We start from the raw sequence: 24,717 nt of genomic DNA, 5'->3' as shown, positions 1-24,717 counted from the left end.
GTCACCGCCAGGTCGTGGTGGCCGCCGGGGCGTCGATCGCCCGCGCGAGTGCCATGACCACCTCCGACGCCATCACCGCCTGACCCGACGTCGAGAAGTGGATACGGTCCGCGCTCAGCAGATCCGGCCGTGAGTTGAGCGGGTGGTCCCACATGTCGACCAGGACCACGCCGTGTTCCAGGGCCAGCGACTCGGTGACGGCGTTGAGCGTGCGCACCCGCTGCGGGAAGTCGGGGAACGCCGGCACGTCGAAGGCCCTGCCCAGGGTGAACGTGGTCAGCCGCGCCCCGGTTTCCGCCGCCCGCTCGAACACGCGCCGCGCCGTGCGCTCGATGACGTCGAAGTCGGGCCGCCGCCGGAACAAGTCGTTGGCACCGCAGGAGATATGGAGCAGATCCGGGCCGAACGCGACGACCTCGTCCATCTGTTGGTCCAGCGTGTCGGCGGCGGTGGCGCCGATCGTGCCGGTGTTGAGATAGACCAGTTCGGGACGGACACGGCGCAGGGCGTCGGCGACCCGGTCGCCCCACGGCAGGCTCGCGTAGCCGGGGCTCGGGTCCCCGATCCCGGCGGCGAGGCTGTCGCCGGCCACGGCGAACCGCCGCCACGGGGCTCCGGTGAGGAGCCCCGCGGCACGCGCGGGGGAGAGGCAGAGGGGGTCGGTCTCTTCGGTGAGGGCGTTGGCCGCTGTCGTCATGGCACAAAAGTACGATCGATCGTGCGTGCATTCAAGCAGTCGGGGCGCCCTGGGTGCCGGCGTGTCGGGGGTGGGAGGGGCTGTCGATGTGCCCGAAGTTCCGCTATTGGTACGGACCTTGACGCGGTTCGCCGGTGTCCCTACGGTGACGGGTCAGCACCTGGGTTCACAAGCTCGTCCCCTGTTCGCATATGAGACCCCATCTCCTCTCCGCAGGAAGGCGCTTGCGATGCGTTCTCCAAGGCTGTTCCCCACTCTCCTCGCCGTCGCGACAACGGCGGGCGTGCTCTCCGTGGCCGCCGCCCCGGCCCACGCGGCGGTCATCAACGTGACCACCGCCGCCGAGCTGAAGGTGGCGCTCACCGCCGTCCGCCCCGGCGACACGATCCAGCTCGCCGACGGCAACTACACCGGAAACTTCAAGGCGCTGATCGCCGCCACCGCCAACTCCCGTATCACGCTCACCGGTTCGGAAAAAGCGGTGCTCAACGCGGGCGGCGGGTACGTGCTGCACCTCAACGGCGCCTCGTACTGGACCGTCAAGGGCATCACCCTCACCGGCGCCCAGAAGGGGATCATGACCGACAGCGCGGACGGCGTCGTCATCGACTCCGTCGTCGTGCACGACCTGGACATGGAAGGCGTCCACTTCCGCAACACCAGCCGTGACGCGGTCATCAAGAACTCACGGATCTACGACACCGGCAACGACGGCCGGGGCATGGGCGAAGGCGTCTACGTCGGCTCGGCCGGCGGCACCTCCGACAAGAGCGACAACGCGCAGATCATCGGCAACACGATCGGCCCCGACGTCGGCGGCGAGTCCATCGACATCAAGGAGGGCACCACCGGCGCGAAGATCATCGGCAACAGCTTCGACGGCCGGGGCCTGACCGGTGCCAACTACGACGACTCCTGGGTCGACGTGAAGGGCAACAACACGCTTGTCGAGAACAACACCGGCAAGAACACCACCAACAACGGCTTCGAGACCCACACCCAGCAGTCGGGCTGGGGCTGCGGCACCGTCTTCCGCGGCAACAAGTCGGATCTGACCGGCGCCACCGGCGACAAACAGCTCGCCATCAACGTCACGGCGGACACGGCGAGTTGCCGGACCACGGTCCACTCGAACAACACGGTCACCGGCGGACGCGGCCTGACGAACATCGCCATCACGCCCTGACCGCCGCCGGGGTCGGCCTCGATCGCCGGCCGGGCCCGGTGCACCGGGCCCGGCCACAGCGCTACCCGCCCGACGACCCGCCGGGCGGCACATCGCACAGGTCGTCCAGCACAAACGCCCCGGCCGCGTCCTGCAACAGCCGCTCCGCCTCGAGTTGGTCGGTCAGACCGTCAAGCAGATCGGGGTCCTGCGGATTCTCCAGGAATTCCAGTACGGCCCGCTGGAAGGCACCGCGCAGCGTCGACGGCATGGCGTCCGACGCGTCGAGGCAGATCTGTTCCGCGCCCTGGAACATCCGCAGCACCGCCGCCGAGGCCCCGGTCGGAGCGGCCGTGTCCGGCGTACCCGTCGTACCGGTCGGGAAATACGGCCGTTCCCCCGGAGCCGCCGCCTTGATCCAGTCGGCCTGGGCCTTCGGCGAGGTGAGTTCGAGCACCAGCTTCCACGCCGCCTCGCTCGGCTTGAACACCGCGGCCATGTCCCCCGAGACCTCGAACACGCTCCGGTCCGTCGGCAGCCCCTCGACGAAGTCGGACGTCGGAGCGGGCGTCACATCGAGACCGTAATGGCGGCGGATGAAGGAACCCTGATGCTCGCGCGTGCAGTCGCCCGTGTTCAACAGCCCGAAATCGCCCCCGCCCAGATTCTCGAACGGCGTGGACAGCGCGGCCACGGCATTCCTCTCGTCGTCCGTGGCCAGCACGGCGGCCCAGTCCCGCCACGCCTGCTTCACCACCTCGCCGTTCCACTCCAGATTCCCGGTGGCCCACCGCTCGTACATCTCGTAGCCCTGCCGTTGCAGCAGCAGGTCCTCGATCCAGTCCGTGCCCGGCCACCCGGACGTGGGACCCGACGCCATACCCAGACACCACACGGCGTCCTCGGCCGTCGCCTCCTCCTCGCCCGCCCTGCTCCAGACGAGGGACTTGAGGTCCACCCGCACCGGGACCCAGTACGCGCGCTCCTGCGCCTGCCGGCCGTCCTCCTTGACGGCGAATCGCGGCGCCCACGGCCCGATGGCCGCGCCGTCCATGTACGGGGGCAGCGGCTGCGCGTCCCCGTCGAGCGCGTACTGGGCCAGCTCGCCGGGACCACTGAGGATCGCCACGTCGGGCGGCGCGTCCGTCCGCAACTGCGCGACCAGTGTCTCGCGCAGCGAGCGCGTGCCCTTGTAGACGTAGTGCCTGCCGGTGCGCTCGCCTATCTTCTCGAGGGTCTTCTTGAACGGCTCCTCCTCGCCGTCCGTCCACGGCCCGAGGACGACCAGCGCCGGTTCCTCCTCGGCCGCGCAGCCCGCCGACGCGACGGCCGCCCCGGCGAGCAGCGCGCACGCCAGCGCCGAGCGGAGGAGTCGGTACGGAGCCCTCACGGCGTCCTCCAGAAGATCCGCAGGTGCCGGCGGCCGTAGTGGAACAGGGTGAGGCCGCCCGCCAGCGCGCCCACCGCCCCGACGGCCAGGGCGAGTTCGGCGGCCAGCGCCCACGCGCCGGGGTGCGTACCGCGCAGCTCGACGGCCAGCTTCTCGTCCAGATCCTCGATCACGGGGCCGGCCCGTTCCGTCGCACTCACCTCGCCCAGTTCGACGCCCGCCCGCGACACGGTCTGCTGCGCGCGGTGCTGGCCGGTGCCGCCCAGCACCAGTACGCCGAGCGCCAGCACGACCGGCACCGCGTACAGCGTCAGCAGCGCGCCGCGCACCCGTAGCTGTGCCAGGACGAAGTCGATGGTGCCGACGAGGGCGAAGACGAAGACCAGCACGGTGAGCAGGGCCCCCGACGCCGCAACCGCGGAAAGCGCCGTCCAGCCCGAGAGTTCTTCGGCGTCCTCGGCCAACTCCGCCTCGACGGCGACGATGCGGTTCAGTACGGCCGTGGGCTCGACCGGCCGGCCCGGGTCACGCAGCAGACTCTCCGCGTACTCCAGCCCCGCCGTGCGCAGCACCTGGCTCTCGTGGTGGCTGTCGGCCCAGCCGATCCAGTCGTCGTAGGCCACCACCAGACCGGACACCACACGCACCTCCTGCTCCTGGTCGGTGCGCAGCGCCTTGGTCTGTGCGGCGTTGTTGAGGCTCTGCGTCGCCTCGGTCAGCAGGGACGGGTACCTCTCGCCGAGGCCGACGAGATCGGTCTGGAGGAGCGGGTCCCGGCCGTCCTTGCCGAGCCGCAGCGCCGCCTCGTTGTGCGCCAGCGCCAACGACGTCCTGGCATGGGCCAGTTCGACCATGGCGGGGGCGTAGCGCTCACGCAGTCGCTCCGTACGGCTGTCGAGGTCGAGGTACGCCGTCCCGGCGAGCGCCAGGACGGTCAGGGCGAGCGCGGGCAGCAGAAGCATACGGCTGAACAGGAACGGGGCGGTGTGCCGCCGCCGGCCCGTGGCCCGGCGGCCACAGGCCCGGCGCCATACCGGCAGCCACGCCGTCCGCCTTGCCGCGCGCCCGGCCGACATCCCCGCCGTCCGGGCGGACCGGAGCGACGCGCGCACGGTGAACCGGCGGCCCATCACGTCCCTCCGGTGGCACCGTCGTTACGTTCCCCACGTTCCCCACGTTCCCCCGCGTCGGACGCGGCCGGCCAGGTCCGCCGCCGGCCGGGCCGCCAGCGCCGCTGCCGGCCCTGGCGCTGCTCACCCCTGTTGTGGCTGAACCCGAACGGGCGGGTGCGGTACGCGTTGTCGAGCAGGGCTCTCTCCAAAGTGGTGTGCTCGCGCAGCGCGGTGGGCGGCACCTGCATGGAAAGCCGCTCGTAGCCGACGCCCAACTGTTCCCGCAGGTCGTGTTCGGTGAGGGGGATCGAGATCTCCTCGTCCAGCGTCTCGCGCAGCGCGCGCAGCGGATCCGGTTCCGCGGCCGTCGTGACCAGCCGGAGCAGCAGCTCCAACAGGTCGGTGTGCAGCCGCTCCTGAGCCTGACGGTCCGTCAGCCCCTCGTATCTGGCCAGCCGGTGCAGCGCCACGCAGGCCCGCTTCGCGTCCGCCACGCTCGGCGGATCATCACCGGCCGGCAGGCCCGCGTGGATGCGCACCATGCCCGTGCGGGCGGCGGTGCGATGCCGCGAGTCGGCGGGGACGGCCTCGAGCCAGCCGAGGGCCCGTTGGCTGTCGCCGTCGGCCAGATGGATACGGGCCAGGCCGAAGGCGGCGCTGCCGAGCGCGTGGTTGCGCTGCCACACGGCGCCGTAGAAGACCATCGCCTCCTCCGGGTGGTCCAGGACCTCGTGGCAGTAACCGAGGGCGAGCTTGGGCGCGTACTCACCGGGAATCGCCGCGTAGACCCGGTCGAAGGACCGCCGCGCCGACTCCACGTCGTTGTCCGCGAGATGGAGCAGCCCCCGGTGCCAGCGCAGCCGCCAGTCGTACTCCGCCAGGCTGCCGACGGCGACCTCGGCCCGCTTCAGCTCGGCCGCGGCCGACGCCAGACGCCGGCTCGCGTCGGCCGGTTGGTAGCGGGCGACCTCCAGGTGGAGGCGGCAGCGCAGGAGCGCCAGTTCGGGGGAGAGCTGCCAGTCGGCGCTGAGCTGGAGCAGACCGGCCGGATCGTCGTACGACGTGCGCCGCAGCTCCTTCCAGTTGGGGTCCTGGCGGCTCGGTCTGGGCACGGGCAGCCCCACGGCCACATCGGCCGGCTCCGGCGGCCGTATGGTCAGCGGGCGTTTGTCGTTGCCGCCGTGCCGCCACTGTTCGAGCGGCGGCGCCTTGCCGAGTTCGCCGTCGAGCGCGGCGGGCGCGACCGAGAACAGCGGTGACGGCTCGAACGTCTCCTCGCCGAGCCGCAGCGAGCGCAGCTCGCGCAGCACGCCGTGGAGCTGCACGGCCATCTCCCGCGCGTCGGCGAACCGGTCCTGGGGGCGCGGTGCCCCCGCTCGGTGCAGGACGCGCTGGAGGGAGGTCGTCCCGAGGTCGGCGGGGTGGGCGGGGACCCGGTCGACAAGCTCCTGAAGGACCGCTCCGACCGCGTACAGATCGGCCGCCACGGTCACTTCGGTGGAATCGCCGAGTTCGGGCGCGGTGTGCGTGACCGGGCCCGCGTGCCCGATCTTGCGTACGCCCGCGACGTCGATGAGCTTGATGCCGTTGCCGCAGTGCATGACATTGGTCAGAGAGAGATCGCCGTAGACGAAGCCCTCCTCGTCGTGCAGATAGCTGAGCGCGTTCAGGATCCGCAGGCCGTAGGCGGCGATGAACTCATGGACGCGAGGGCCGTCGAACGGTGCCTCGTTGTTCCTGATCTGCTCGGCGACCCATTCGAGCGGCGCCCCGTCGGCGAACTCCATCACGATGAACCGGGCCTTGTTCGCGGGGTGTTCGGGCTGCTCGGGGCGGCCGGGATGGCGGGCGTAGTTGAACACCTTGATGATCGAAGGGTGGTTGAGACTGACCAGCCGGAGCAGTTCGAGACGGGAGATCCGCCGATCGGTCGCGTCGCCCGGGTCGCGCGCGCCCTTCAGAGCCACCGGGCGGTTCTCGAGCATCTGGTCGCGGGCGAGATACACCTGACCGAAACTGCCCTCGCCGAGCAGTCCGACGACCTTGTACTGCTGGTGCAGCTCCTGGCCGCGTACGAGACCGGACCGCGGCTCCTCTGTCGGTCCTGGTGCTTCTGTAAGCGCCTGTGCCTGTGCCTGTGCCTCGGGCTCGATGATCGAGTCGGGATCCTCGACGGTGATGTGCGGCAGATCGGTGAGGCCGTCACCGGCCGGGCTCACCACGTACCCGCCCGGAGCGTTCGGCCGGTCGAGAAGCTGGACGGCCGATCTGGTCCGCCGGATGGCGTCCTCCACGGCGATGTCGAGCAGGAACAGGTCGTAGGCGAGGGCGGCGCTCTTGGGCGGCACCTCGTCGTCCGTACACAACTCGGCGAGCCGCGCGGCCAGTTGGCGGTGGACGGGTTGCGGCGCGTCAGTGATGCGCCGGGCACCGGGGTGTGCGTACAGCCGGCGGAACCTTCTCTCCAGCTCGGCGAGCCGTTCGAGCCGTACGGCGACGGCCGTCGTGCGGCGCCCGGCCCAGTCGTCGTCGAGCAGCGTGTCCACGACGTCTTCGAGCAACGGGGACGCCGGGTCGCGGAAGACGAGCAGCAACCGGGTCTGCCCGCCCGCCCGTACCGCGCTGAGCAGGGATAACGGGGAGTCGGTCGTCGGGTCCGTCCGGTCGACGGAGAGGAAGGCGGCGGCGATCGGCGGGATGTCTCCGGCGATCCGCGCCAGTACGCGGTCGCGCTCGTCCGTCGCGGCGTGCCGGTCCTTTCCGTCGAAGCCGCGAGGGCCGCCGGAGCCGTACGGTCCGGTTGGTGTGGCCGGGCCCGCGAGACCGACGCGCTCGGCGGTGGCGGCGATGAGCTGCGCGGCCGTCAAGCCCATGGCGTCCACGGCGAAGTCGATCGAACCGGGCGGCGGTTCGGAGGCGTCGCCCGTGCCCGGCGGTCGCGGATCGCGTTCGCGGTCGGCGAGGTTGAGCGTGGCGTGGATGGCCGACATGTCGTCATGACCGTCGTCGCGGGCGAACAGCAGCTCGACGGGCTCCGTGGCGGCGCGCCTGCCGGACGCCGGGTCGGCCCCCGCCCCGGACATCGGATCCGAGACGGGCGCGGGGGCCGAGTCCGTCGTGCCAGTCGGCGGAACCGAGTCGATGAGCCAGTGGGTCACCTTGCGGCGCAGCCCGAGAGCACGCGGCGAACCGCTCCCGGGCGGATCGCGCGGGATGGTGTGGGACAGGGCGGGCGCCCCCGTCACCTTCAACTCCGGCGGACGATCGTCCCGCGGGAGCCGCAGGACGGACAGATACCGCAGGATGGTCTCGGTCGGGATCATGTAGGCGTGGCTGACCGGGACCGTGAAGCGGTCGGTGCCGTACTGGTGGACCAGGATGCCGAGGACGTCGCCCGATTCGGTGACCACCCCGCTGCCGCTGTAGCCGCGGCGCACCGCGTACGACCCGCCCTCCGGATCGAGTTGGACCCACTCGGGAAAGGGCGCGGGGCCGCCGAGCCCCATGAGCCGGGCGCCGAGGCCCTCACCGCCGGGCAGTTGGTCCGGGTAGCCGAGGCAGTGCACCGGGGTGCCGCGCCCGGGGATCTGGCGGTGCAGGACGGCGCCCTCCACCGGCGGCACGGCGGCCAGTCGCAGCAGGGCGATGTCGCCGCTGTAGTGGGAGGTCGGCGGCGTCAGATGCTCGGCCAGCACCTCGGCGCGCAGCCGCACGGGCGGGACGGCGGGCGCGCCGGGGAACTCCGCGTACAGCGTGTCGACCGGCCGGGGCGGATCGCCGCGCCGGCCGGATCCCCATGAACCGTCCGTCCTGCGGCGGGGTTTGGCGAGCACGACGTGGGCGCAGGTGAGCACCAGACCGCCCGGCAGCAGCACCCCGGCGCCGAGCGGAGGGGCGGTGCCGGTCTCGTCCTCGACCAGCCGGACGCGCCAAGGGCCGTCCGGTGAACTGGAGTTGGAAGTGACTGCGGGCTCCCTCATACTGCTCAACAATAGCCACGGGGGGTGACAATGAGCACCCACTGCGTAACGGGAGGGTCGAAACGGGCGTGGGTGGGGGACGTGGCGGACGCGGCGGACGTGATGGGCACGACGGCGCGGAGACCGCCGGTCTCGCGCATCAGCATCGGCGGCCCGAGGCAGGCCGGTCCTCAGGGCCCGTCCTCAGGGCCCGTCCTCAAGGACCGGCCTCAAGGACCGGCCTCGGGGTCCGGCCTCGAGCGCCGTACGGACCGTCGGCCCGTACGGCGCTCGAGGACAGCGTCGGGTGGGACGGGTCAGCCGACCGCGTCCGACTGCGACATCAGGACCGGCGTCGGCAGGATCACTTCCCGTTCGATCCGCCCGCTCTCCTGTCCGCCCACCGACCAGGTGCCGAGGGTGATCTCGGCCGTGATGCCGGGGCCGAAGCCCGCGATCACCCCTCGCGCGCCGTGCTCGGCGCCGCCTTCCTCGAAGAAGCGGTCCAGCGCGTCGAAGATGACGGCGCTGGCGATGTTGCCGCGCTCGGTGAGGGTCGCCCTGCTGTAGCGGAACATCTCCGGCGGTACGTCGAGGTAGTGGCAGAGGTCGTCCAGGATCCTGGGCCCGCCGGCGTGCACGATGTAGAAGTCGAGTCCGGACACGTCCCAGTCGTGCGGCTCGGCCATCTCCCGCATGGCGGGCGCGAGTACGGACATGGTGCCGGGCACCCGCTTGTCGAGCATGAAGTGGAAGCCGGTGTCCCGGACCGCGTAGGAGATCCAGTCCTCCGTGTGGGGCACCAGATGCGAGCCGTTGCGCTCCAGTTGTACGCCGGTGCCTCCCTGGCCGCGCACCACCGCCGCGGCGACGGCGTCCCCGAAGAGGCCGTTGGAGAGCAGATTGCCCACCGCGAGGTCCGTCGGCTGGTAGCACAGCGAGCAGAACTCGCAGGCCACGATGAGTACGTTGGCTTCCGGGTACGCGGCGCAGAAGTCGTGCGCGCGGTTGATGGCCGCACCGCCGGCGGCGCAGCCGAGCTGGGCGATCGGCAGTTGCCGGGTGTCCGATCCGAAGCCCATGGTGTTGATGAGCCACGCGGTCATCGAGGGCATCATGAAGCCCGTGCACGACACGTAGACGATCATGTCGATGTCCTGCGCCGTGAGTTCGGAGTGGGCCAGGGCGCGCTCCACGACCTCGGGCACCCTGGCCTTCGCCTCCACCTCGTAGGTGTCGTTGCGAGCGGTGAAGCCGGGATGGCGCAGCGTCTCCTCGATGGGCCGTACCAGACGTCTGGTACGGACACCCGTGTTGCTGATCAGCCGCACGGCGAGCTCGAGTTGAGGATGATCGGGGTGGAGCGTCCGGGCCAGCTCCACGGTCTGTTCCATCGTGATGACGTGCTCGGGTACGGCGATGGCGGGCCTGCACAGAGTTGCCATGATCAGCTCCTTACCAGGTGACCGGCAGGGCGAGCGGGTATCGCCAGATCGAGACGGTGTTCCACCGCACCTCCTCCGCCGGTACGGCCAGACGAAGGTCGGGGAAACGGGTGAGCAGTGTGCCGATGGAGACCTGGAGCACCATGCGTGCCAGATGGGCTCCCAGACAGTGGTGGCTGCCCCACCCGAAGGTCATGTGGGGGGTGGGGTCTTCGCGGTGGAAGTCGAGCTCGTCCGGCCGCTCGTAGGCGAGTTCGTCACGGTTGGCGGTCAGATAGGACACATGCACCGTGTCGCCCGCCTTGATGACGACGCCGTCGAAGTCGACGTCCTCCATGGCCACGCGGGGGATGCCGACACCCTGGCGGAAGGGGATGTGGCGCAGCAGCTCCTCGAGGGCCTGCGGCAGCAGTTCGGGCCGGGCACGCAACTCGGCCGCCTGCTCGGGCCGGGTCAGCAACGTGTAGACGATGTTGCTGATGTTGTACGTGGTGGTGTCGTGGCCGGTGATCACCAGGAGCATGGCCAGCACCGCCAGCTCGCCCTCGTCCAGCATCTCGTCGCCGATGCGCGCGGTGGCGAGGGCGCTGATCAGATCCTCGCCGGGCGCGCGCCGCCGCTGTGCCGTCAGCTCGGTGAAGTAGGCCCGCAGCCATGCCTTCGCCTGGACCGCCGAATTCCGGTCGGCGGCGTTCATGGACATCATCTCCATGGCGCGCTGGCGCAGTTGGGGGCGGTCCGCCTCCGGCACGTCCAGCAGCTCACAGATCGTCATCAACGGCAGCCGGTCCGCCAGGTGGTCCGCGATATCGGCCGGTGAGCCGCTCTCGGTCATGGTGTCCAGCAGGGTGTCCACCGTCCGCTGGGTCCATGGGCGCAGCGCCTCCACCTGTGGGGTGGTGAACGCCTTGTTGATGAGCCTGCGCACCCTGTTGAGCTCGGGCGGGTCCATGAGGTTGATCGACTCGGACTGCGCGATGGGCGCCGGAGTGATCCGGGGGAAGTCCCGTCCGACCAGGGCGGCTCGGCTGAAGCGGCGGTCCGAGGTGACGGTCTTCACGTCCTCGTACCGGGTCACGAGCCAGCAATCGCCCTCGCCGTACGGCATGCGCACGCGGGTGACGGGCGCCTCGGTCCGCATCCGGGTCATGAAGGGGTCGGGTTCCAGGGCCTCGTCATGGCGGAAGGGACAGGTCTGTACTGAGTCCACGCCGGTCATCACAGCACTCCCACAGCGAAGATAGTCACTTACGGTGACGTTGGGCAACCTTGAGTTCATTCCGCAGGGAGGGTGCCGCCATGCGTGGAAATGCCAAGGCTCACCTGTACGGGTAACTGGTGGCCTCGGGCACCCGTTGCCGACGCGGTGCGCCCGCCTCGAAGAGGCGCGATCACCCGTTCGGCCATCTGCTCTTACGGCGCCTTTACGGCGCGGGAAGTCTCGCCCGGCGCGAGGTGAGAGCGGTCGAACGCGCCGGAGCGCGGCGTCGGCGAGCGGGTCCGCCCACGCGCTCGCTCGTTGTGGTGGAGCGGCGGGTGATCAAGGTTCGGCAGGGTCCCCGGACGCCAGAACCACTGTGGTCGGGCGTATACGGCGCCCCCAGGTCAGGACTGCACGATGATGCGCACTCTCCTTCATGCCACCGCCGCGGCGGCGGCCCTCACCCTCGGTCTCACCGTTCCGGCGGTCGCGGCTCCGGTGCCGGTGAAGGCCCTCAACTGCGATGGTGACACCGGTCGATGTACCGCCGACCTTCAGTTCGGCGACGGCCGTTGGAAGGCCGACTGGGGCGTGACCGTCTTCCACTCCAACGCCCGCGCGGCGGCTGCCGCTCCGGTGCCGGTGACGGGGCTGACGTGTGACGGCGACACGTACAAGTGCACGGCGGACCTGAAGTTCGGTGACGGCCGCTGGAAGGCCGACTGGAGGGTGAACGTGTTCCACACGAACGCCCGCGCGGCGGCTGCCGCTCCGGTGCCGGTGACGGGGCTGACGTGTGACGGCGACACGTACAAGTGCACGGCGGACCTGAAGTTCGGCGACGGCCGCTGGAAGGCCCAGTGGAAGGTGAACGTCTTCCATCAGTGACCGGGCGGCCCGGGGGAGCGGTCCTGCGGGACATCGGGCCCCCGGGCCCGCGCCGTCGGCGGCGCGGTTCGCCGTCCGTCAGCGGACGTCCACGTAGTCCCCGGCCGCCGTCTTGGGGGCCGTGGTGGTCGTACCGGCGAAGGTCCACCGCCAGTAACCGTCGGCGGCGGCCTTGACGGTCGTCCGGAGGTTTCCCGTCCCGTCGGTCTTGAGGGTCTTGACGGTGGTGTAGGCGGTGCTGTTCTTCGGGCGGAACTGGAGCGTCACCGTCTGGCCGGTGTAGCCGGCGTAGCGGTACGTGTCCCAGTTCGCGCGGGTCAGTTTGCCGGTGACCGTCAGGGTGCCGCCCTTCGTGACCGGCTCGGGCGCGGCGTTGACCGTGATCTTGGCGGCGCGCTTGATCCGGAAATCACCGGCGTGTTTCGTGAGGAAGGAGACGCCGTCGTTGGTGTCCACCAGCGTGTTCACGTACCAGGCACCGGCGTTGGCGTTGCTGAGATCGGCGTCGTCGTTGTACGGATCGAGGTGGGGGTCGACGGTGAAGCTCATGGTGCAGGCGGTCGCGGTCTCACAGAAGTTGTCGGTGGTGTAGAAGCCGAAGTTCGGACCCAGCAGGTCGACGTCGGCCATCTCCAGCCCGGAGTCGTCGCTCCCGTACACCGTGACATCGAAGGTCTTGCGCTCGGTGATGCCGACGACCACGTCCTTACCGCCGTTGACGGTGACGCCGGTGACCACCGGGTCCGTGGGGACGGCGGCGACAGGAGAGGGGACAGCGGTGCTGTCGGCGAGTGCGGTCGGTGCGGTGAGTGCGCCGACCGCTGCGGCGAGGGTCAGGGCGACAACGGCGTGTCTGGTCATATCAGGTATGACCGCCGAAAGCGGTAAAGGTTGCGGTCGTTCTCACCGCTTCGCTCGCACACCTGCCCGGAGGTGCCCAACGTTCATGTCGTACGGGGGAGATGGGCTTCCGGGTCGGATGACGGAAGCACTCGTCCCACGTTCTATGGTGAGCGGCATGTCCACCCCAGAACTGATTCGCATCGTCTCCCGCGACTCGCCGATGGCGCTCGCCCAGGTGGAGCGCGTGCGCACCGAACTGACCGCTCTCCACCCCGGCATCGTGACCGAGGTCGTCCCGGTCAGGACGACCGGTGACAAGTGGATGGGCGACCTCTCCCTGGTCGAGGGCAAGGGCGCCTTCACCAAGGAGGTCGACGCCGCCCTCGTCGCCGGACAGGCCGACCTCGCGGTGCACTGCGTCAAGGATGTGCCCGCCGACCGGCCGCTGCCCGCCGGGACGGTCTTCGCCGCCTTCCTCAAGCGCGACGACATCCGCGACGCCCTGATCCACCCCGCCGGACGCACCCTCGACGAACTGCCGGCGGGCACCCGGGTCGGTACATCGTCGGTCCGGCGCGTCGCCCAGCTCGCCGCCTCCCACCCGCAGCTCATCTGCGTACCGATGCGCGGCAACGCCAACCGCCGGCTGGAGAAGCTCGAGGCCGGCGAGGCCGACGCGCTGCTGCTGGCCGCGGCGGGCCTGGAGCGCATCGGGCGCAGCGACGCCATCACCGAGATCCTGTCGGCGGACCTCATGTGCCCGCCCATCGGAGCGGGGATCCTCGCCCTCCAGTGCCGCGAGGACGACACCGACACCATCGACGCCGTCTCCGCGCTCGGCGACCGCGACACCTACAAGGAAGCCTCCGCCGAGCGGATGTTCCTCCACGTTCTCCAGGGCCACTGCAACAGCCCCATCGCCGGGTTCGCGCACGCGGAGCGCAGCGGCGGGCTCTCCCTGCGCGCACGGGTCTTCACCCCGGACGGCAAGACGGTCCTCAACGCGCACGAATGGGCCGGCCCGCTCGACCCGGAGACTCTGGGCACGTCGGTCGCGGTGGCCCTGCTGCGCCAGGGAGCGCGCGAACTGATCGACTCCATCGCGCACTGACGGTCCGCCGCGCCCGGGGACGAGCTGACAATCCGTTACACAGGAACGGAATGAGTGACCCGCGGGCGCTGGTTTCCCCGGCATGACTGTGGGAGTAGCACTCAACGCGACCGATGCCGACAACCAGATCGACGCCACCGTACGGCTCGCCGAGGAGGCCGCGGCGGCGGGACTGCGGTCCGCCTGGTTCGGACAGACCCTCGGCGCCGACTCGCCGCAACTCGCGGCGATCGTCGGACGTGAGGTACCGGCCCTCCAGGTGGGCACGTCCGCGATCCCCGTCTTCGGACGGCACCCCCTGACCGTGGCGAGCCAGGCGCTGACCGCGCAGGCGGCCACACACGGCCGCTACCACCTCGGCGTCGCCCTCGGCGCCAAGATTCTCGTCGAGGGCGGCTTCGGCATCCCGTTCGAACGGCCCGTCGCCCGGCTGCGTGAATTCCTCACCGTCCTGCGGGAGTTGACCGAGACCGGAGCCGCTGAATTCGAAGGTGAGCTGCTCACCACCCGCACCCCCCTGCCCGCGCGGGTGCCGGGAGCCGACGCCGGAGTACCGCTGCTGGTCGCCGCGATGGGGCCGCAGGCGCTACGTGTCAGCGGGGAGCTGGCGGACGGGATCCTGCCCTATCTCGCCGGCCCCCGCGCCCTGTCCGACCACATCGTCCCGGCCGTCAACGCGGCGGCGGAGGCCGCGGGCCGACCCGCGCCCCGGATCGTGGCGCTCGTGTACGGCGTGGTCACCGACGACGTCGACACGGTGCGCGAGACGGCCACCCAATCGCTCGCCTTCTACGAGTCGATCCCGTCCTACGCGCGGGCCATCGAACTCTCCGGCGGCACACGCGCCGCCGATGTCGCCGTGATCGGCGACGAGCGGACGGTCGCCGAAGAGGTACGGCGCTACCGGGACGCCGGGGCGACCGAGGTCGTCTTCGCGGGCACGGAGATCGCCGGTGACGCGGACCGCCGCCGCACCTGGGATCTCCTGGGCCGGCTCGCCGGCTGACCCTCCTCCCCGCCCCGCTATTGGCAACACCGCAGGTCAGGGGTGTTGTCAGTGGTGGGCGGCAAGATAGGAGGCATGACGACACCCGCAGCCGTTCTTGTCGACGCAGCCGCCTACGCCGTCGCGGTCCAGACCGCGACGAAGGCCGCCGCCGCCTACTACGCGACGGGCGAGAGCGCCCTCGACGACGACGCCTACGACCGCGTGGTGCGGGGCATAGCGGCCTACGAGGCGGCTCATCCGGACGAGATCTCCGCCGACTCGCCCAGCGGGAAGGTCGCGGGCGGCGCGGTGGTCGGGGACGTACCGCACACGGCGCCGATGCTGTCCCTGGACAACGTTTTCGGCGGCGAGGAGTTCACCACCTGGGCCGCGTCCGTGGAGCGGCGGATCGGGCGGCCGGTCGAGCGCTGGAGCGTCGAGCCGAAGCTGGACGGCCTGGCCGTCGCCGCGCGGTACGAGTCCGGCCGACTGGCCCGGCTGATCACGCGCGGGGACGGGCTGGCGGGCGAGGACGTCTCGCACGCGATCGGGATGATCGCGGGACTGCCCGACCGGCTCGCCGAGCCCGTCACGCTCGAAGTGCGCGGCGAGGTCCTGATGACGACCGAGCAGTTCGAACAGGCCAACACGCTCCGTACGAGCCACGGCGGGACCCCGTTCGCCAATCCGCGCAGCGCGGCGGCCGGGAGCGTACGTGCCAAGGACCGCCCGTATCAGGTGGAGATGACGTTCTTCGCGTACGCGGCCCTGCCGCTGGGCCCCGCCGCATCCGGTGACGACCTGGCCGCCTCACTCACCGAACTGCCGCACAGCGACGTGCTCACACTCGTGGCGGGTCTGGGCGTGCACACGACCGCGACCACGACGGTTCCGCCCAGGACGGTCACCGACGCCGAGGCCGTGCGTGTGCGGGTGGAGGAGATCGGGGCGCTCCGCGCGGAGCTGCCGTTCGGCATCGACGGCATCGTCGTCAAGGCCGACGCGGCGGCCGACCAACTGGCGGCGGGATCGGGCTCCCGCGCGCCCCGCTGGGCCATCGCCTGGAAACTGCCGGCGGTCGAGAAGGTGACACGACTGCTCGACGTGGAGTGGAACGTGGGCCGTACGGGCACCATCGCGCCCCGCGCCGTCCTGGAGCCCGTCGAGATAGACGGCTCGACCGTCACCTACGCCACCCTCCACAACCCGAACGACATCACCCGCCGCGATCTGCGGATCGGCGACCACGTGATGGTGTACAAGGCGGGCGACATCATCCCCCGCGTCGAGGCGCCCGTGGCGCATCTGCGCACCGGGGACGAGAAGGCCGTCGTCTTTCCCGAGACGTGCCCGCAGTGCGGCTCCGACATCGACACCTCGGAGCAGCGCTGGCGCTGTGTGCGGGGCCGTGACTGCCATGTCGTGGCATCCATCTCGTACGCCGCCGGGCGCGATCAGTTCGACATCGAGGGCCTGGGCGCGACCCGCGTCGTCCAACTCGTGGACTCCGGGCTCGTCGCGGACATCGGCGACCTGTTCACCCTCACCCGTGAGCAGATCCTCGGTCTCGACCGGATGGGGGAGACCAGCACGGACAATCTCCTGGCCGCGATCGAGCGGGCCAAGGGGCAGCCACTGTCGCGCGTGCTCGCCGCGCTCGGGGTCCGCGGCACCGGACGCTCCATGTCCCGCCGTATCGCACGCCACTTCGGGACCATGGAGCTGCTGTGCGCCGCCGACGCGCAGGCGATGCAGCGCGTCGACGGGATCGGTGGGGAGAAGGCCCCGTCGATCGTGTCGGAGCTGGCCGAGCTGGCGGACCTCGTAGAGAAGCTGCGCGCCGCGGGGGTCAACATGACCGAGCCCGGCGCGACGCCGCCCTCCGACGACCCGACGCCGACCGAGGACGGCGAACCGGCCGCGGACGCCGGTCCGTTGGACGGTATGACGGTGGTGGTCACCGGCGCCATGACGGGACCGCTGGAGAAGCTTTCGCGCAACGAGATGAACGAACTGATCGAGCGGGCGGGCGGCAAGTCCTCCTCCGGCGTCTCGAAACGCACGTCTCTGCTGGTCGCGGGAGACAACGCGGGATCCAAGCGCCAGAAGGCCGAACAGCTCGGCACGCGCGTGGTCACACCGGACGAGTTCGCGGAGCTGATCGCGTCACTGCTCACCGACGACGGCGGCGGCGGTGACAACGGCGGCGCGGCCGAAGCGGATCGCTGAGGGAGACGCCATGCCCGCCTTGACACCTCCCGAGATACCCGCAGGCTCGCTCGCCGCGTCCGGTCAGCCGACGCTGACCGTCGGCGGCGGGGCGCTGCTGCGGCCCTGGCTGATCGGCGATGCCCAGGCCGTGGTGGAGGCGTTCGGGGATCCGGCGATCCAGCGCTGGCATGTGCGCAGAGCCGATTCGGTGGACGAGGCACGGGGATGGATCCGGCGGTGGCAGGGCACTTGGGGCGATGAGACGGAGGGCCACTGGGCGGTGGCGGGAGCGGACACCGGCACGCTGCTGGGCCGGCTGTCACTGAAGGCGTGGAACCTGACGGACGGGACGGCAGAGGTCGCCTACTGGACGGTGCCGGCGGCACGTGGCAGCGGGATCTGCCCCCGGGCGGTCACAGCGCTGGCCGAATGGGCGCTGGGCGAGGGCGGTTTCCACCGGCTGGAGCTGGAGCACTCCACCGCCAACGAGGCGTCCTGCCGTGTCGCGGCCAAGGCCGGCTTCGAGGCGGAAGGCGTCCGACGCGGGGCCGCGCTGCACGTGGACGGGTGGCACGACATGCATCTGCACGCACGTGTCGCCCCGGAATGACGGTGGCGGGGTTGCGCGGCCCGCGGGGCGCGCAACCCCGCTCACAGGCCGGGGCCGAAGCGGCGTTGGTAGGCCGACGGGGTCAGGCCCGTCTCGCGGCGGATGAGCGTACGCAGATTCGTCGCCGTGCCCAGGCCGCTGCGCCGCGCCACCAGCTCGAAGCGTGACTCGCCTCGCTCGATCAACCGGCAGGCGAGGGCGACCCGTTCACCGGTGAGCCACGCCAGCGGCGTCGTGCCGAGCTGGGCCTGGAAGCGGCGGTGCAGCGTCGCGGGACTGACCGACGCGCGCGCCGCGAGATCGGCCACCGCGAGCGGCGAGTCCAGTCGCTCCAGCGCCCAGGCCAGGACGGGCGCCAGCGACTCGTCCGGCAGATCGGGCACCGGGCGCTCCACGAACTGCCGCTGCCCGCCGTCCCGATGGGCCGCGAAGACCAGCCGCCGGCTGACGGAGTTGGCGACCTCCGCCCCGTGGTCACGGCGCACCACATGCAGCCCGAGATCGAGCGCGGCGGCGCTCCCCGCCGCCGTGAGGATGTCGCCGTCGTCGACGAACAGCACGTCCGATTCGAGTTGTACGGAGGGGAAGCGGGCCCGGAACGCGTCCGCCCACTGCCAGTGAGCGGTGGCCCGGCGCCCGTCGAGCACCCCCGCCTCGGCGAGGGTGAAGGCGCCGCTGCAGAAGCCGACGAGGCGCGCGCCGCGCGCGTGGGCCCGGCGGACGGCCTCGAGCACGGCCGTACGGCGAGGCACCTCGACGTCGGGCCGGTTGGGCACGATCAACGTGTCCGCCGTGTCGGCCGCCGTCAGCTCGGCGACCCCCGTGAGTGTGAAGAATCCGTCCCTCATCAGGGTGCTCGGCTCGGGTGAGCAGAGACGGAAGTCGTAGAGATCACGGCCGATCTCGGGTCTGCGCAGGCCGAAGATCTCGGTCGCGCAGCCGAGTTCGAAGGGATTCGAGTTCTCGTCCACGATCACGACGACCCGGTGGAGGCCCCGGCCAGGACCCTGCGAGGATTCTTGCGTCATATGCGATTCCTAGCACTCACATCGACCGCGCGGAACCGGCGAGCATGGGGCCATGAGCCACGAACCCAACAGCGCCATCAGCCCCATCTCCCTCGACAAGGCGCTGACCTCCTTCGACGCCCTGTGGAGCCCTCGTATCGTGACGCGCGTCAACGACTACGACGTACGCGTCGCCAAGGTCGAGGGCGAGCATGTCTGGCACGTCCACGAGCACACCGACGAGTTCTTCCTGGTGCTCGAGGGCGAGCTCCAGATCTCGTTGCGTGAGCCCACGGGCGAGCGCACGGTCGTTCTGCCGCGGGGGGCGGTCTTCACCGTTCCGCGCGGTACGGAGCACAGGCCCTACGCCCCGTCCCGCGCGGCGATCCTGATGTTCGAGCCGTCAGGGACGTCGACGGTCGGGGACCGGCACGACGAGGTCCCGGACCATGTCGACGCGACGACAGGTCACGCACTCGGCGGCTCCTGAGCCGCGCCAACCGCGACAGCGCCGCAGCGGTGGACGTCAGCCCGTCCGGGCCTCAGGACGAACACCGGCCCGGACGTACGTCACGTCGAAATCGGTCATCCAGAGTTCGCCGTCCTCCGATCGCTCCCAGCCGCCCCTCATCGTGTCGCCGTCCTCGTCGAAGGTGGCCGCGAACCGCTGGTGGAAGCCGGGTGCTGTACGCCACTGCCGCCATACGCCGGCGGTCAGGCTCGCACGGTAGACACGCGCGACCCCCCGGCCGTCGGTGTACAGCGATGTGAACTCGTCGGCCGTGTCGTCGTAACCGGTGACCATGGTCGTGGGGAAGGGCGCGTGCGCCTGCCACTCGGGCGGGAACGCCGTCCCGGGCCCGACGTCCGCGCGCTGGACCAGCAGGGCTCCGCCCTCCAGCCAGGCGAACTCGGTCCGTACCGGGCCCGCTTGGTGCCCGGCGGCCCACATGTCCCACGCCCCCACAAGCGGGTCGAGTCGACGCAGGGCGGTGTGGGGTGTCGGATGGCGCATCGGATTCTCCTGTTCACCGTTCGGGGGGCGACGGACGTCCGAACCGCCCCCCCATGACCACATACCTGTTCTCCGCGACATCCAAGCCCATCCCCGGAACGGTGGCCGCGGCGATGTCAGTGCCGGCCGATAGTGTCGCCGCTCATGAACCTGAAAGACCGTGTTGTCGCGCTCTCCGGCAGTTTCGACGCCCTCGGGCCGGGCGAGGCCCAACGCTGTCTGGACGGTTCCCGGCCCGCTCCCTCGCCGGGCCCTTTCGTGGACCCCGCCGCCCTCGCCGCGGCCGACCCGGCCACTCTGGAGAACCTGCTGACGGGCGCGGACTGGACGTCCTTCGTCCCGGCCCGCGACCTGCGCCCGTTACGGACCAAGCTGACCGCTTTTGAACGCGACCACGGCCTCACCCCCCGCGCACCGGCTCGCCACGAACCTGATCCGCGCGCGGGGCACGATGCTCAGCCGCCCTTACGGACACCGTTCGAAGATCACCGCGCTGGCGCTCAGCCCTTCCGGCACCCATCTGGCCACCGGAGACTGGGGACATGGCGAGAGTGGCACCGCACAGGTCTGGGAGGTCGCGACCGGACGGTGTGTCAACGTCCTGGAGTGGATCGACGGCGGCGTCGGCTGGACTTCGCGGTATGGGCCTGGGCCCCCCTCCGGGGACCGGGGAGCCGTCCTCACGGCGGCGGGGGACATCGAGGTCTGGTCGCTCGGCGTCGGCGAGCCGCGACGACTGCGCACGCCGGCCGCCCCCGCCGGGACGGGCGGCGTGCTGTGGGGCGCCGATGACATCGTCGTCGCGGTGGGCAGGACGGTCCTGCGGTTCCTCCGGGCGCCTACGGGTGAGACCGTGGGCGACTACACGTTTCTACGGGAGGCCGGCACCGAGCCGCCACTCCACGGGGACCATGTCCACGGCGACTTCGACGGCAGAATCCTCGCGCTCGACGAGTACACCTGGTGCCTGCCCGTCGAACCAGACATGGCGATCGCGCAGCCCGAGCGCCGCGCCGACGTCGAAGCGCATCTGGCCTGGATCGTCGACCGGCGCTTCGCCTGGCCGCTCCACTGGGGCCGGTTCGACATCTGGCCGGACGCACGGACCGCGGTCGCCAACCTCCGGACGACGTCACCGGGCGCCGGGAAACTGCGGCGGGCCGTCAGAGAGTCAGCCGGATAGGAGCCGTTACGCCTGGCCCGTGTCGAAGCGGCTGATACGGCCGTCGGTGACGGTGAAGGCCCAGCGGGTGCGCATGGTGCCGTACGTCGAGTTGGTGAACGTCGCCGTCAGGGCGCGGCCCTCGTCGGAGGCGGTCTCGATGTCCATCCGGCCGTCGGCGGAGAAGATCTCCTTGTCCACCCAGGCGGCGAGGTCACGTGCGCTTCCGTCGTCGGACATCGTGGCGTCCGGGGTCAGGACGGCGAAGAAGGCGTCCCGGTTCCCTCCGTTGATCGCCGCGACGAACGCGGCCACCGCCGGGTCTTCGGGGATGACGCTCATGGGTGGTCCTCCTTGTGGCTGGGCGGGCCGCCGGTCTCGGGGCGTGGGGACGCCGGCGGCGGGCAGTGTCATCATCACGCCTGCCGCGCCGCCCCGCAGCCCGGCGCGAGCGCTCCCCGCGGCCGGGGCCGGCGTCTCCGGAGTTCGTGGAGTTGCCGGCCCCGGTGTCCGTCCTCGTGTCCGTCCCGGTGGTCGAATCGCGGCTCATCGTGCGTCCCCTCGGTGTGCGTGCTCCGGCCACGTACCGGGCCGATGACATGAGCTTGGCCCCTGGGCCGCCACCGAGCCACCCATGCCCCGATGTCGTGCCTGCGGCATTTGTTCAGTGTGCGAACGCAATCCGGCCCGAGTCTCAACGGCCGCGATTCCCCGGCCGGGCCGCCGCTTCGAACCCGTCCGTCCAGCAGCAGGTCAGCGCAATTTGGATAGACTCTTGACAAATTATGATCCCGTTGCCAGCATGCAAAACTCTCGCGGGTTTCCCGCGGATGTCAGGTGCCGCATCACATGCCCTTGCACGGACCGCACGGCGCACAGACCGCACGGACCGCACGGCTGCTCATCGGGTGAAGGGACATCACCCGGTCGGCAGGTTCCTCCCTGAGTGAGACACGGTGGCGCGCTCGCCCGCGCTTCCGCCTGCCTCGCTCCCCTTGGATCAGGTAAGGAAGGAAGCTCGATGTCAGGACTCTCAGGACGGCCGCGCCCGAGACAGAAGTGGCTGAGGTGGCTCGCGGTACTGGGTCTGGTGGTGGGTGGAGGCGCGATCAGCGTCCCCTCCGCCGCCGCCCATCCCGGTCACCCCGGCCACGAGGCGGCCCCCGCCGCCCCCGCCGCCATTCCGGCGGGCGACTACCAGCAGGTACAACTCGCGCTCGGCTCGGCCGAGTTGGGCGAGGCGATGTCACTCGCCGTACTGCCCGACCGCGCCGTCGTGCACACGGCGCGGGACGGCACGGTCCGCTACACGGACGCCGCCGGCAACACCAAGTCGGCGGGCAAGCTCGACGTCTACACGCATGACGAGGAAGGTCTCCAGGGGATAGCCGCCGACCCCAACTTCCAGAGCAACCGGTATCTGTATCTGTACTACTCGCCCAAGCTCAGCACGCCGGGCGGTGACGCGCCCGTCATGGGCAACGCCGCGACCTTCGAGCCCTGGAAGGGCCATCTCAACCTCTCGCGCTTCACGCTCAAGGCCGACAACACACTCGACCTGGCCAGCGAGAAGGTCGTGCTCGAGGTCCCCAACGACCGTGGCCAGTGCTGCCATGTCGGCGGTGACATCGACTTCGACGCGGCGGGGAATCTCTATCTGACGACGGGCGACGACACGAACCCGTTCGAGTCCTCGGGCTACTCGCCGATCGACGAACGCGCCGACCGCAACCCGCAGTTCGACGCCCAGCGTTCCTCGGGCAACACCAACGACCTGCGCGGCAAGGTCCTGCGTATCAAGCCCACCGCGGCCGGTGGCTACACCGTCCCGTCCGGCAACCTCTTCGCACCGGGCACGGCGCAGACGCGCCCCGAGATCTACGCGATGGGCTTCCGCAACCCGTTCCGCATGTCCGTCGACAAGGCCACCGGCATCGTCTACCTCGGCGACTACGGCCCCGACGCGGGAGTGACCAACGCCAGTCGAGGCCCCAGCGGCCAGGTCGAGTTCAACCGCATCACCGCTCCCGGCAACTACGGCTGGCCGTACTGCACCGGCACGAACACGGCCAACGAGACCTACAGCGAGTTCACCTTCCCCGGCGGCCCCTCCGCGGCGAAGTACAACTGCGGTGCGCCCGCGAACAATTCGTTCCGCAACACCGGTCTGTCGACCCTGCCCGCCGCCAAGTCGAGCTGGATCAAGTACGGCGGTGACGCGGGCACCCCGCCCGAGTTCGGCGGCGGCTCCGAATCGCCCATGGGCGGCCCCGTCTACCGCTACGACGCCAACCTGAACTCGAACGTGAAGTTCCCGCAGTCCCTCGACGGGCGCTTCTTCGCCGGTGAGTACGGCCGTAAGTGGATCAAAGCCATCGAGGTCAAGGCCGACGGCACACCGGGCGTCATCGAGGCGTTCCCGTGGACCGGTACGCAGGTCATGGACCAGGCGTTCGGCCCCGACGGCGCGCTGTACGTCCTCGACTACGGCACCGGCGGCAACAACCAGGCCCTGTACCGCGTCGAGTACGTCGGCGCCGCGAACCGTAACCCGGTCGCCAAGGCAGCCGCCGACAAGGTGTCCGGACCCACCCCGCTGACCGTCGCGTTCTCCTCGGCCGGCAGCTCCGACCCCGAGGGCAAGGCCCTGACGTACTCGTGGAACTTCGGCGACGGCACCACCTCCACGGCCGCCAACCCGAGCCACACCTACACCACCAACGGCACCTTCCGGCCGACGCTCACCGTCCGGGACCCGGAAGGACTGACCGGCACCGCGAGTCTGGTCGTCACGGCGGGCAACACCGCGCCGACCGTGACACTCCAGACCCCCAAGGACGGTCAACTGTTCTCCTTCGGTGACACCGTGCCCTTCCAGGTCACCGTCAGCGACCCGGAGGACGGGACCATCGACTGCTCCAAGGTCAAGGTCACCTATCTGCTCGGCCACGACGAGCACCGCCACCAGATCACCCAGGCCACCGGCTGCTCGGGCAATCTCAGCGTGCCCGCCGACGGCGAGCACGACAGCGCGGCCAACATCTACGGAGTCTTCGACGCCGAGTACACCGACGGCGCCGGGCTGACCACGCACAGCGCCAACATCCTCCAGCCCCGGCACCGCCAGGGTGAGCACTTCGGCGCCCAGTCCGGCATCCAGGTCGCCGCGCACACCAACGCCGAGGGCGGCAGCACGGTCGGCTTCACCGACAACAACGACTGGGTCTCCTTCAAGCCGTACAACCTGGCCAACGCCAACAGGATCACCGCCCGGGTCGCGTCCGGCGGCGTCGGCGGCACCCTGGAGGTACGGGCCGGATCCGCGACGGGCACGCTGCTCGGCTCGGTGGCCGTGGCCCCGACCGGCGGCTGGGAGAACTTCGTCGACGTCTCGGCGAACATCACCAACGCCCCTGCCGCGACAACGGAGTTGTTCCTCGTCTTCAAGGGCGTGACCGGCCAGGGTAATCTCTTCGACGTCGACGCCTTCACCTTCGACACCGGCAGCGGTGGCTCCAGCCAGACTGTCGAGGGCGAGTCGTTCAGCTCGGGACAGGGCGTCCAGGCGGCCGCTCACGCCCCGGCGAGCGGTGGCAACACACTCGGCTACATCGAGAACGGCGACTGGGCGGGTTACGCCTCCGTCCCGACTGCCGGGACCAAGACCTTCTCAGCGAAGGTCTCCTCGGCCGGTGCCGGCGGCACCATCACGATCCGCTCGGGCTCCGCCACCGGCGCCGCCCTCGGCACCGTGGCTGTCCCCAACACCGGTGGGTGGGAGACCTTCAGCAACGTCTCCACCACGCTGACCGGCACCGGATCGTCGGGGGCGCTGTTCCTCACCTTCACCGGTGGGGCCGGCTCCCTGTTCGACATCGACACCCTCACGCTCACCAAGTGACGCGAGTCAAGG

19 protein-coding genes are annotated in these 24,717 nt (G+C 70.6%); 9 read left to right on the top strand and 10 right to left on the bottom strand.

Annotated features, from left to right (window positions below; all coding sequences use genetic code 11):
* Nucleotide 1: 1 nt before the first annotated feature.
* A complete protein-coding gene (locus OG329_RS02090) occupies nt 2-697 on the bottom strand; it encodes an SGNH/GDSL hydrolase family protein (protein WP_405792206.1) in 696 nt (231 codons plus the stop codon).
* A gap of 229 nt (nt 698-926) precedes the next feature.
* Between OG329_RS02090 and OG329_RS02085 the strand changes: the two genes are divergently transcribed.
* Nucleotides 927-1,883: a right-handed parallel beta-helix repeat-containing protein gene (locus OG329_RS02085; protein ID WP_405792205.1), complete on the top strand. Its 957-nt coding sequence runs from the start codon at nt 927-929 to the stop codon at nt 1,881-1,883.
* A gap of 61 nt (nt 1,884-1,944) precedes the next feature.
* Here OG329_RS02085 and OG329_RS02080 read toward each other — a convergent pair whose 3' ends face one another.
* The 5 genes from OG329_RS02080 to OG329_RS02060 all read right to left on the bottom strand — a co-directional run bounded on the left by OG329_RS02080 (nt 1,945) and on the right by OG329_RS02060 (nt 10,987).
* Complete coding sequence (locus tag OG329_RS02080; protein WP_405792203.1) at nt 1,945-3,252, bottom strand: extracellular solute-binding protein; 1,308 nt, start codon at nt 3,250-3,252, stop codon at nt 1,945-1,947.
* Nucleotides 3,249-4,214, bottom strand: a complete 966-nt coding sequence (locus tag OG329_RS02075; RefSeq protein WP_405792201.1) for a hypothetical protein — start codon at nt 4,212-4,214, stop codon at nt 3,249-3,251. Before OG329_RS02075 ends, OG329_RS02080 begins: the two co-directional genes overlap by 4 nt.
* Before the next feature lie 167 nt (nt 4,215-4,381).
* The gene (locus OG329_RS02070) at nt 4,382-8,344 is read right to left on the bottom strand and encodes a tetratricopeptide repeat protein (RefSeq protein WP_405792199.1); all 3,963 of its coding nucleotides are present in this window, start codon (nt 8,342-8,344) and stop codon (nt 4,382-4,384) included.
* A 296-nt stretch (nt 8,345-8,640) separates the two neighbouring features.
* Nucleotides 8,641-9,768, bottom strand: coding sequence for a type III polyketide synthase (locus OG329_RS02065; RefSeq protein WP_405792197.1), 1,128 nt, complete (start codon nt 9,766-9,768; stop codon nt 8,641-8,643).
* A gap of 10 nt (nt 9,769-9,778) precedes the next feature.
* On the bottom strand, nt 9,779-10,987 hold the full coding sequence (locus OG329_RS02060; protein WP_405792195.1) for a cytochrome P450: 1,209 nt from the start codon (nt 10,985-10,987) through the stop codon (nt 9,779-9,781).
* A gap of 399 nt (nt 10,988-11,386) precedes the next feature.
* Here OG329_RS02060 and OG329_RS02055 point away from each other — a divergent pair, with 399 nt between their 5' ends.
* The gene (locus OG329_RS02055; RefSeq protein ID WP_405792193.1) at nt 11,387-11,857 is read left to right on the top strand and encodes a hypothetical protein; all 471 of its coding nucleotides are present in this window, start codon (nt 11,387-11,389) and stop codon (nt 11,855-11,857) included.
* A 78-nt stretch (nt 11,858-11,935) separates the two neighbouring features.
* Here the strand turns inward: OG329_RS02055 and OG329_RS02050 are convergent, their stop codons facing one another.
* Nucleotides 11,936-12,718: a calcium-binding protein gene (locus tag OG329_RS02050; protein ID WP_405792192.1), complete on the bottom strand. Its 783-nt coding sequence runs from the start codon at nt 12,716-12,718 to the stop codon at nt 11,936-11,938.
* Between the two features lie 157 nt (nt 12,719-12,875).
* On the opposite strand from OG329_RS02050, the gene hemC reads away from it, so the two are divergent.
* The 4 genes from hemC (at nt 12,876) to OG329_RS02030 (ending at nt 17,620) form a co-directional block, all read left to right on the top strand.
* A complete protein-coding gene (hemC, locus tag OG329_RS02045; protein WP_405792190.1) occupies nt 12,876-13,811 on the top strand; it encodes a hydroxymethylbilane synthase in 936 nt (311 codons plus the stop codon).
* A gap of 82 nt (nt 13,812-13,893) precedes the next feature.
* Complete coding sequence (locus OG329_RS02040) at nt 13,894-14,817, top strand: TIGR03564 family F420-dependent LLM class oxidoreductase (RefSeq protein ID WP_405792188.1); 924 nt, start codon at nt 13,894-13,896, stop codon at nt 14,815-14,817.
* A gap of 75 nt (nt 14,818-14,892) precedes the next feature.
* Nucleotides 14,893-17,028 carry an NAD-dependent DNA ligase LigA gene (gene ligA / locus OG329_RS02035; protein ID WP_405792186.1) on the top strand — a complete coding sequence of 712 codons (2,136 nt, stop codon included), beginning with the start codon at nt 14,893-14,895 and terminating at the stop codon, nt 17,026-17,028.
* A 10-nt stretch (nt 17,029-17,038) separates the two neighbouring features.
* Nucleotides 17,039-17,620, top strand: coding sequence for a GNAT family N-acetyltransferase (locus OG329_RS02030; RefSeq protein WP_405792185.1), 582 nt, complete (start codon nt 17,039-17,041; stop codon nt 17,618-17,620).
* A 41-nt stretch (nt 17,621-17,661) separates the two neighbouring features.
* Here the strand turns inward: OG329_RS02030 and OG329_RS02025 are convergent, their stop codons facing one another.
* On the bottom strand, nt 17,662-18,648 hold the full coding sequence (locus OG329_RS02025) for a GlxA family transcriptional regulator (RefSeq protein ID WP_405792183.1): 987 nt from the start codon (nt 18,646-18,648) through the stop codon (nt 17,662-17,664).
* A gap of 52 nt (nt 18,649-18,700) precedes the next feature.
* Here OG329_RS02025 and OG329_RS02020 point away from each other — a divergent pair, with 52 nt between their 5' ends.
* Complete coding sequence (locus OG329_RS02020; RefSeq protein WP_405792181.1) at nt 18,701-19,117, top strand: cupin domain-containing protein; 417 nt, start codon at nt 18,701-18,703, stop codon at nt 19,115-19,117.
* 36 nt (nt 19,118-19,153) lie between these two features.
* On the opposite strand, the gene OG329_RS02015 is transcribed toward OG329_RS02020, so the two are convergent.
* The gene (locus tag OG329_RS02015) at nt 19,154-19,642 is read right to left on the bottom strand and encodes a hypothetical protein (protein ID WP_405792179.1); all 489 of its coding nucleotides are present in this window, start codon (nt 19,640-19,642) and stop codon (nt 19,154-19,156) included.
* A 382-nt stretch (nt 19,643-20,024) separates the two neighbouring features.
* Here OG329_RS02015 and OG329_RS02010 point away from each other — a divergent pair, with 382 nt between their 5' ends.
* Nucleotides 20,025-20,825: a hypothetical protein gene (locus OG329_RS02010; protein ID WP_405792177.1), complete on the top strand. Its 801-nt coding sequence runs from the start codon at nt 20,025-20,027 to the stop codon at nt 20,823-20,825.
* A gap of 6 nt (nt 20,826-20,831) precedes the next feature.
* Here the strand turns inward: OG329_RS02010 and OG329_RS02005 are convergent, their stop codons facing one another.
* Entirely contained in the window at nt 20,832-21,146 is a 315-nt protein-coding gene (locus tag OG329_RS02005) for a nuclear transport factor 2 family protein (RefSeq protein ID WP_405792175.1), read from the bottom strand.
* A 679-nt stretch (nt 21,147-21,825) separates the two neighbouring features.
* On the opposite strand from OG329_RS02005, the gene OG329_RS02000 reads away from it, so the two are divergent.
* Complete coding sequence (locus OG329_RS02000; RefSeq protein ID WP_405792172.1) at nt 21,826-24,705, top strand: carbohydrate-binding protein; 2,880 nt, start codon at nt 21,826-21,828, stop codon at nt 24,703-24,705.
* Nucleotides 24,706-24,717: the final 12 nt, after the last annotated feature.

This window comes from Streptomyces sp. NBC_01506 (genome assembly GCF_045040295.1).
GTDB lineage: Bacteria > Actinomycetota > Actinomycetes > Streptomycetales > Streptomycetaceae > Streptomyces.
Note: the sequence above shows the minus strand (reverse complement) of the source record. Positions and strands in the feature narration are given on the sequence as shown.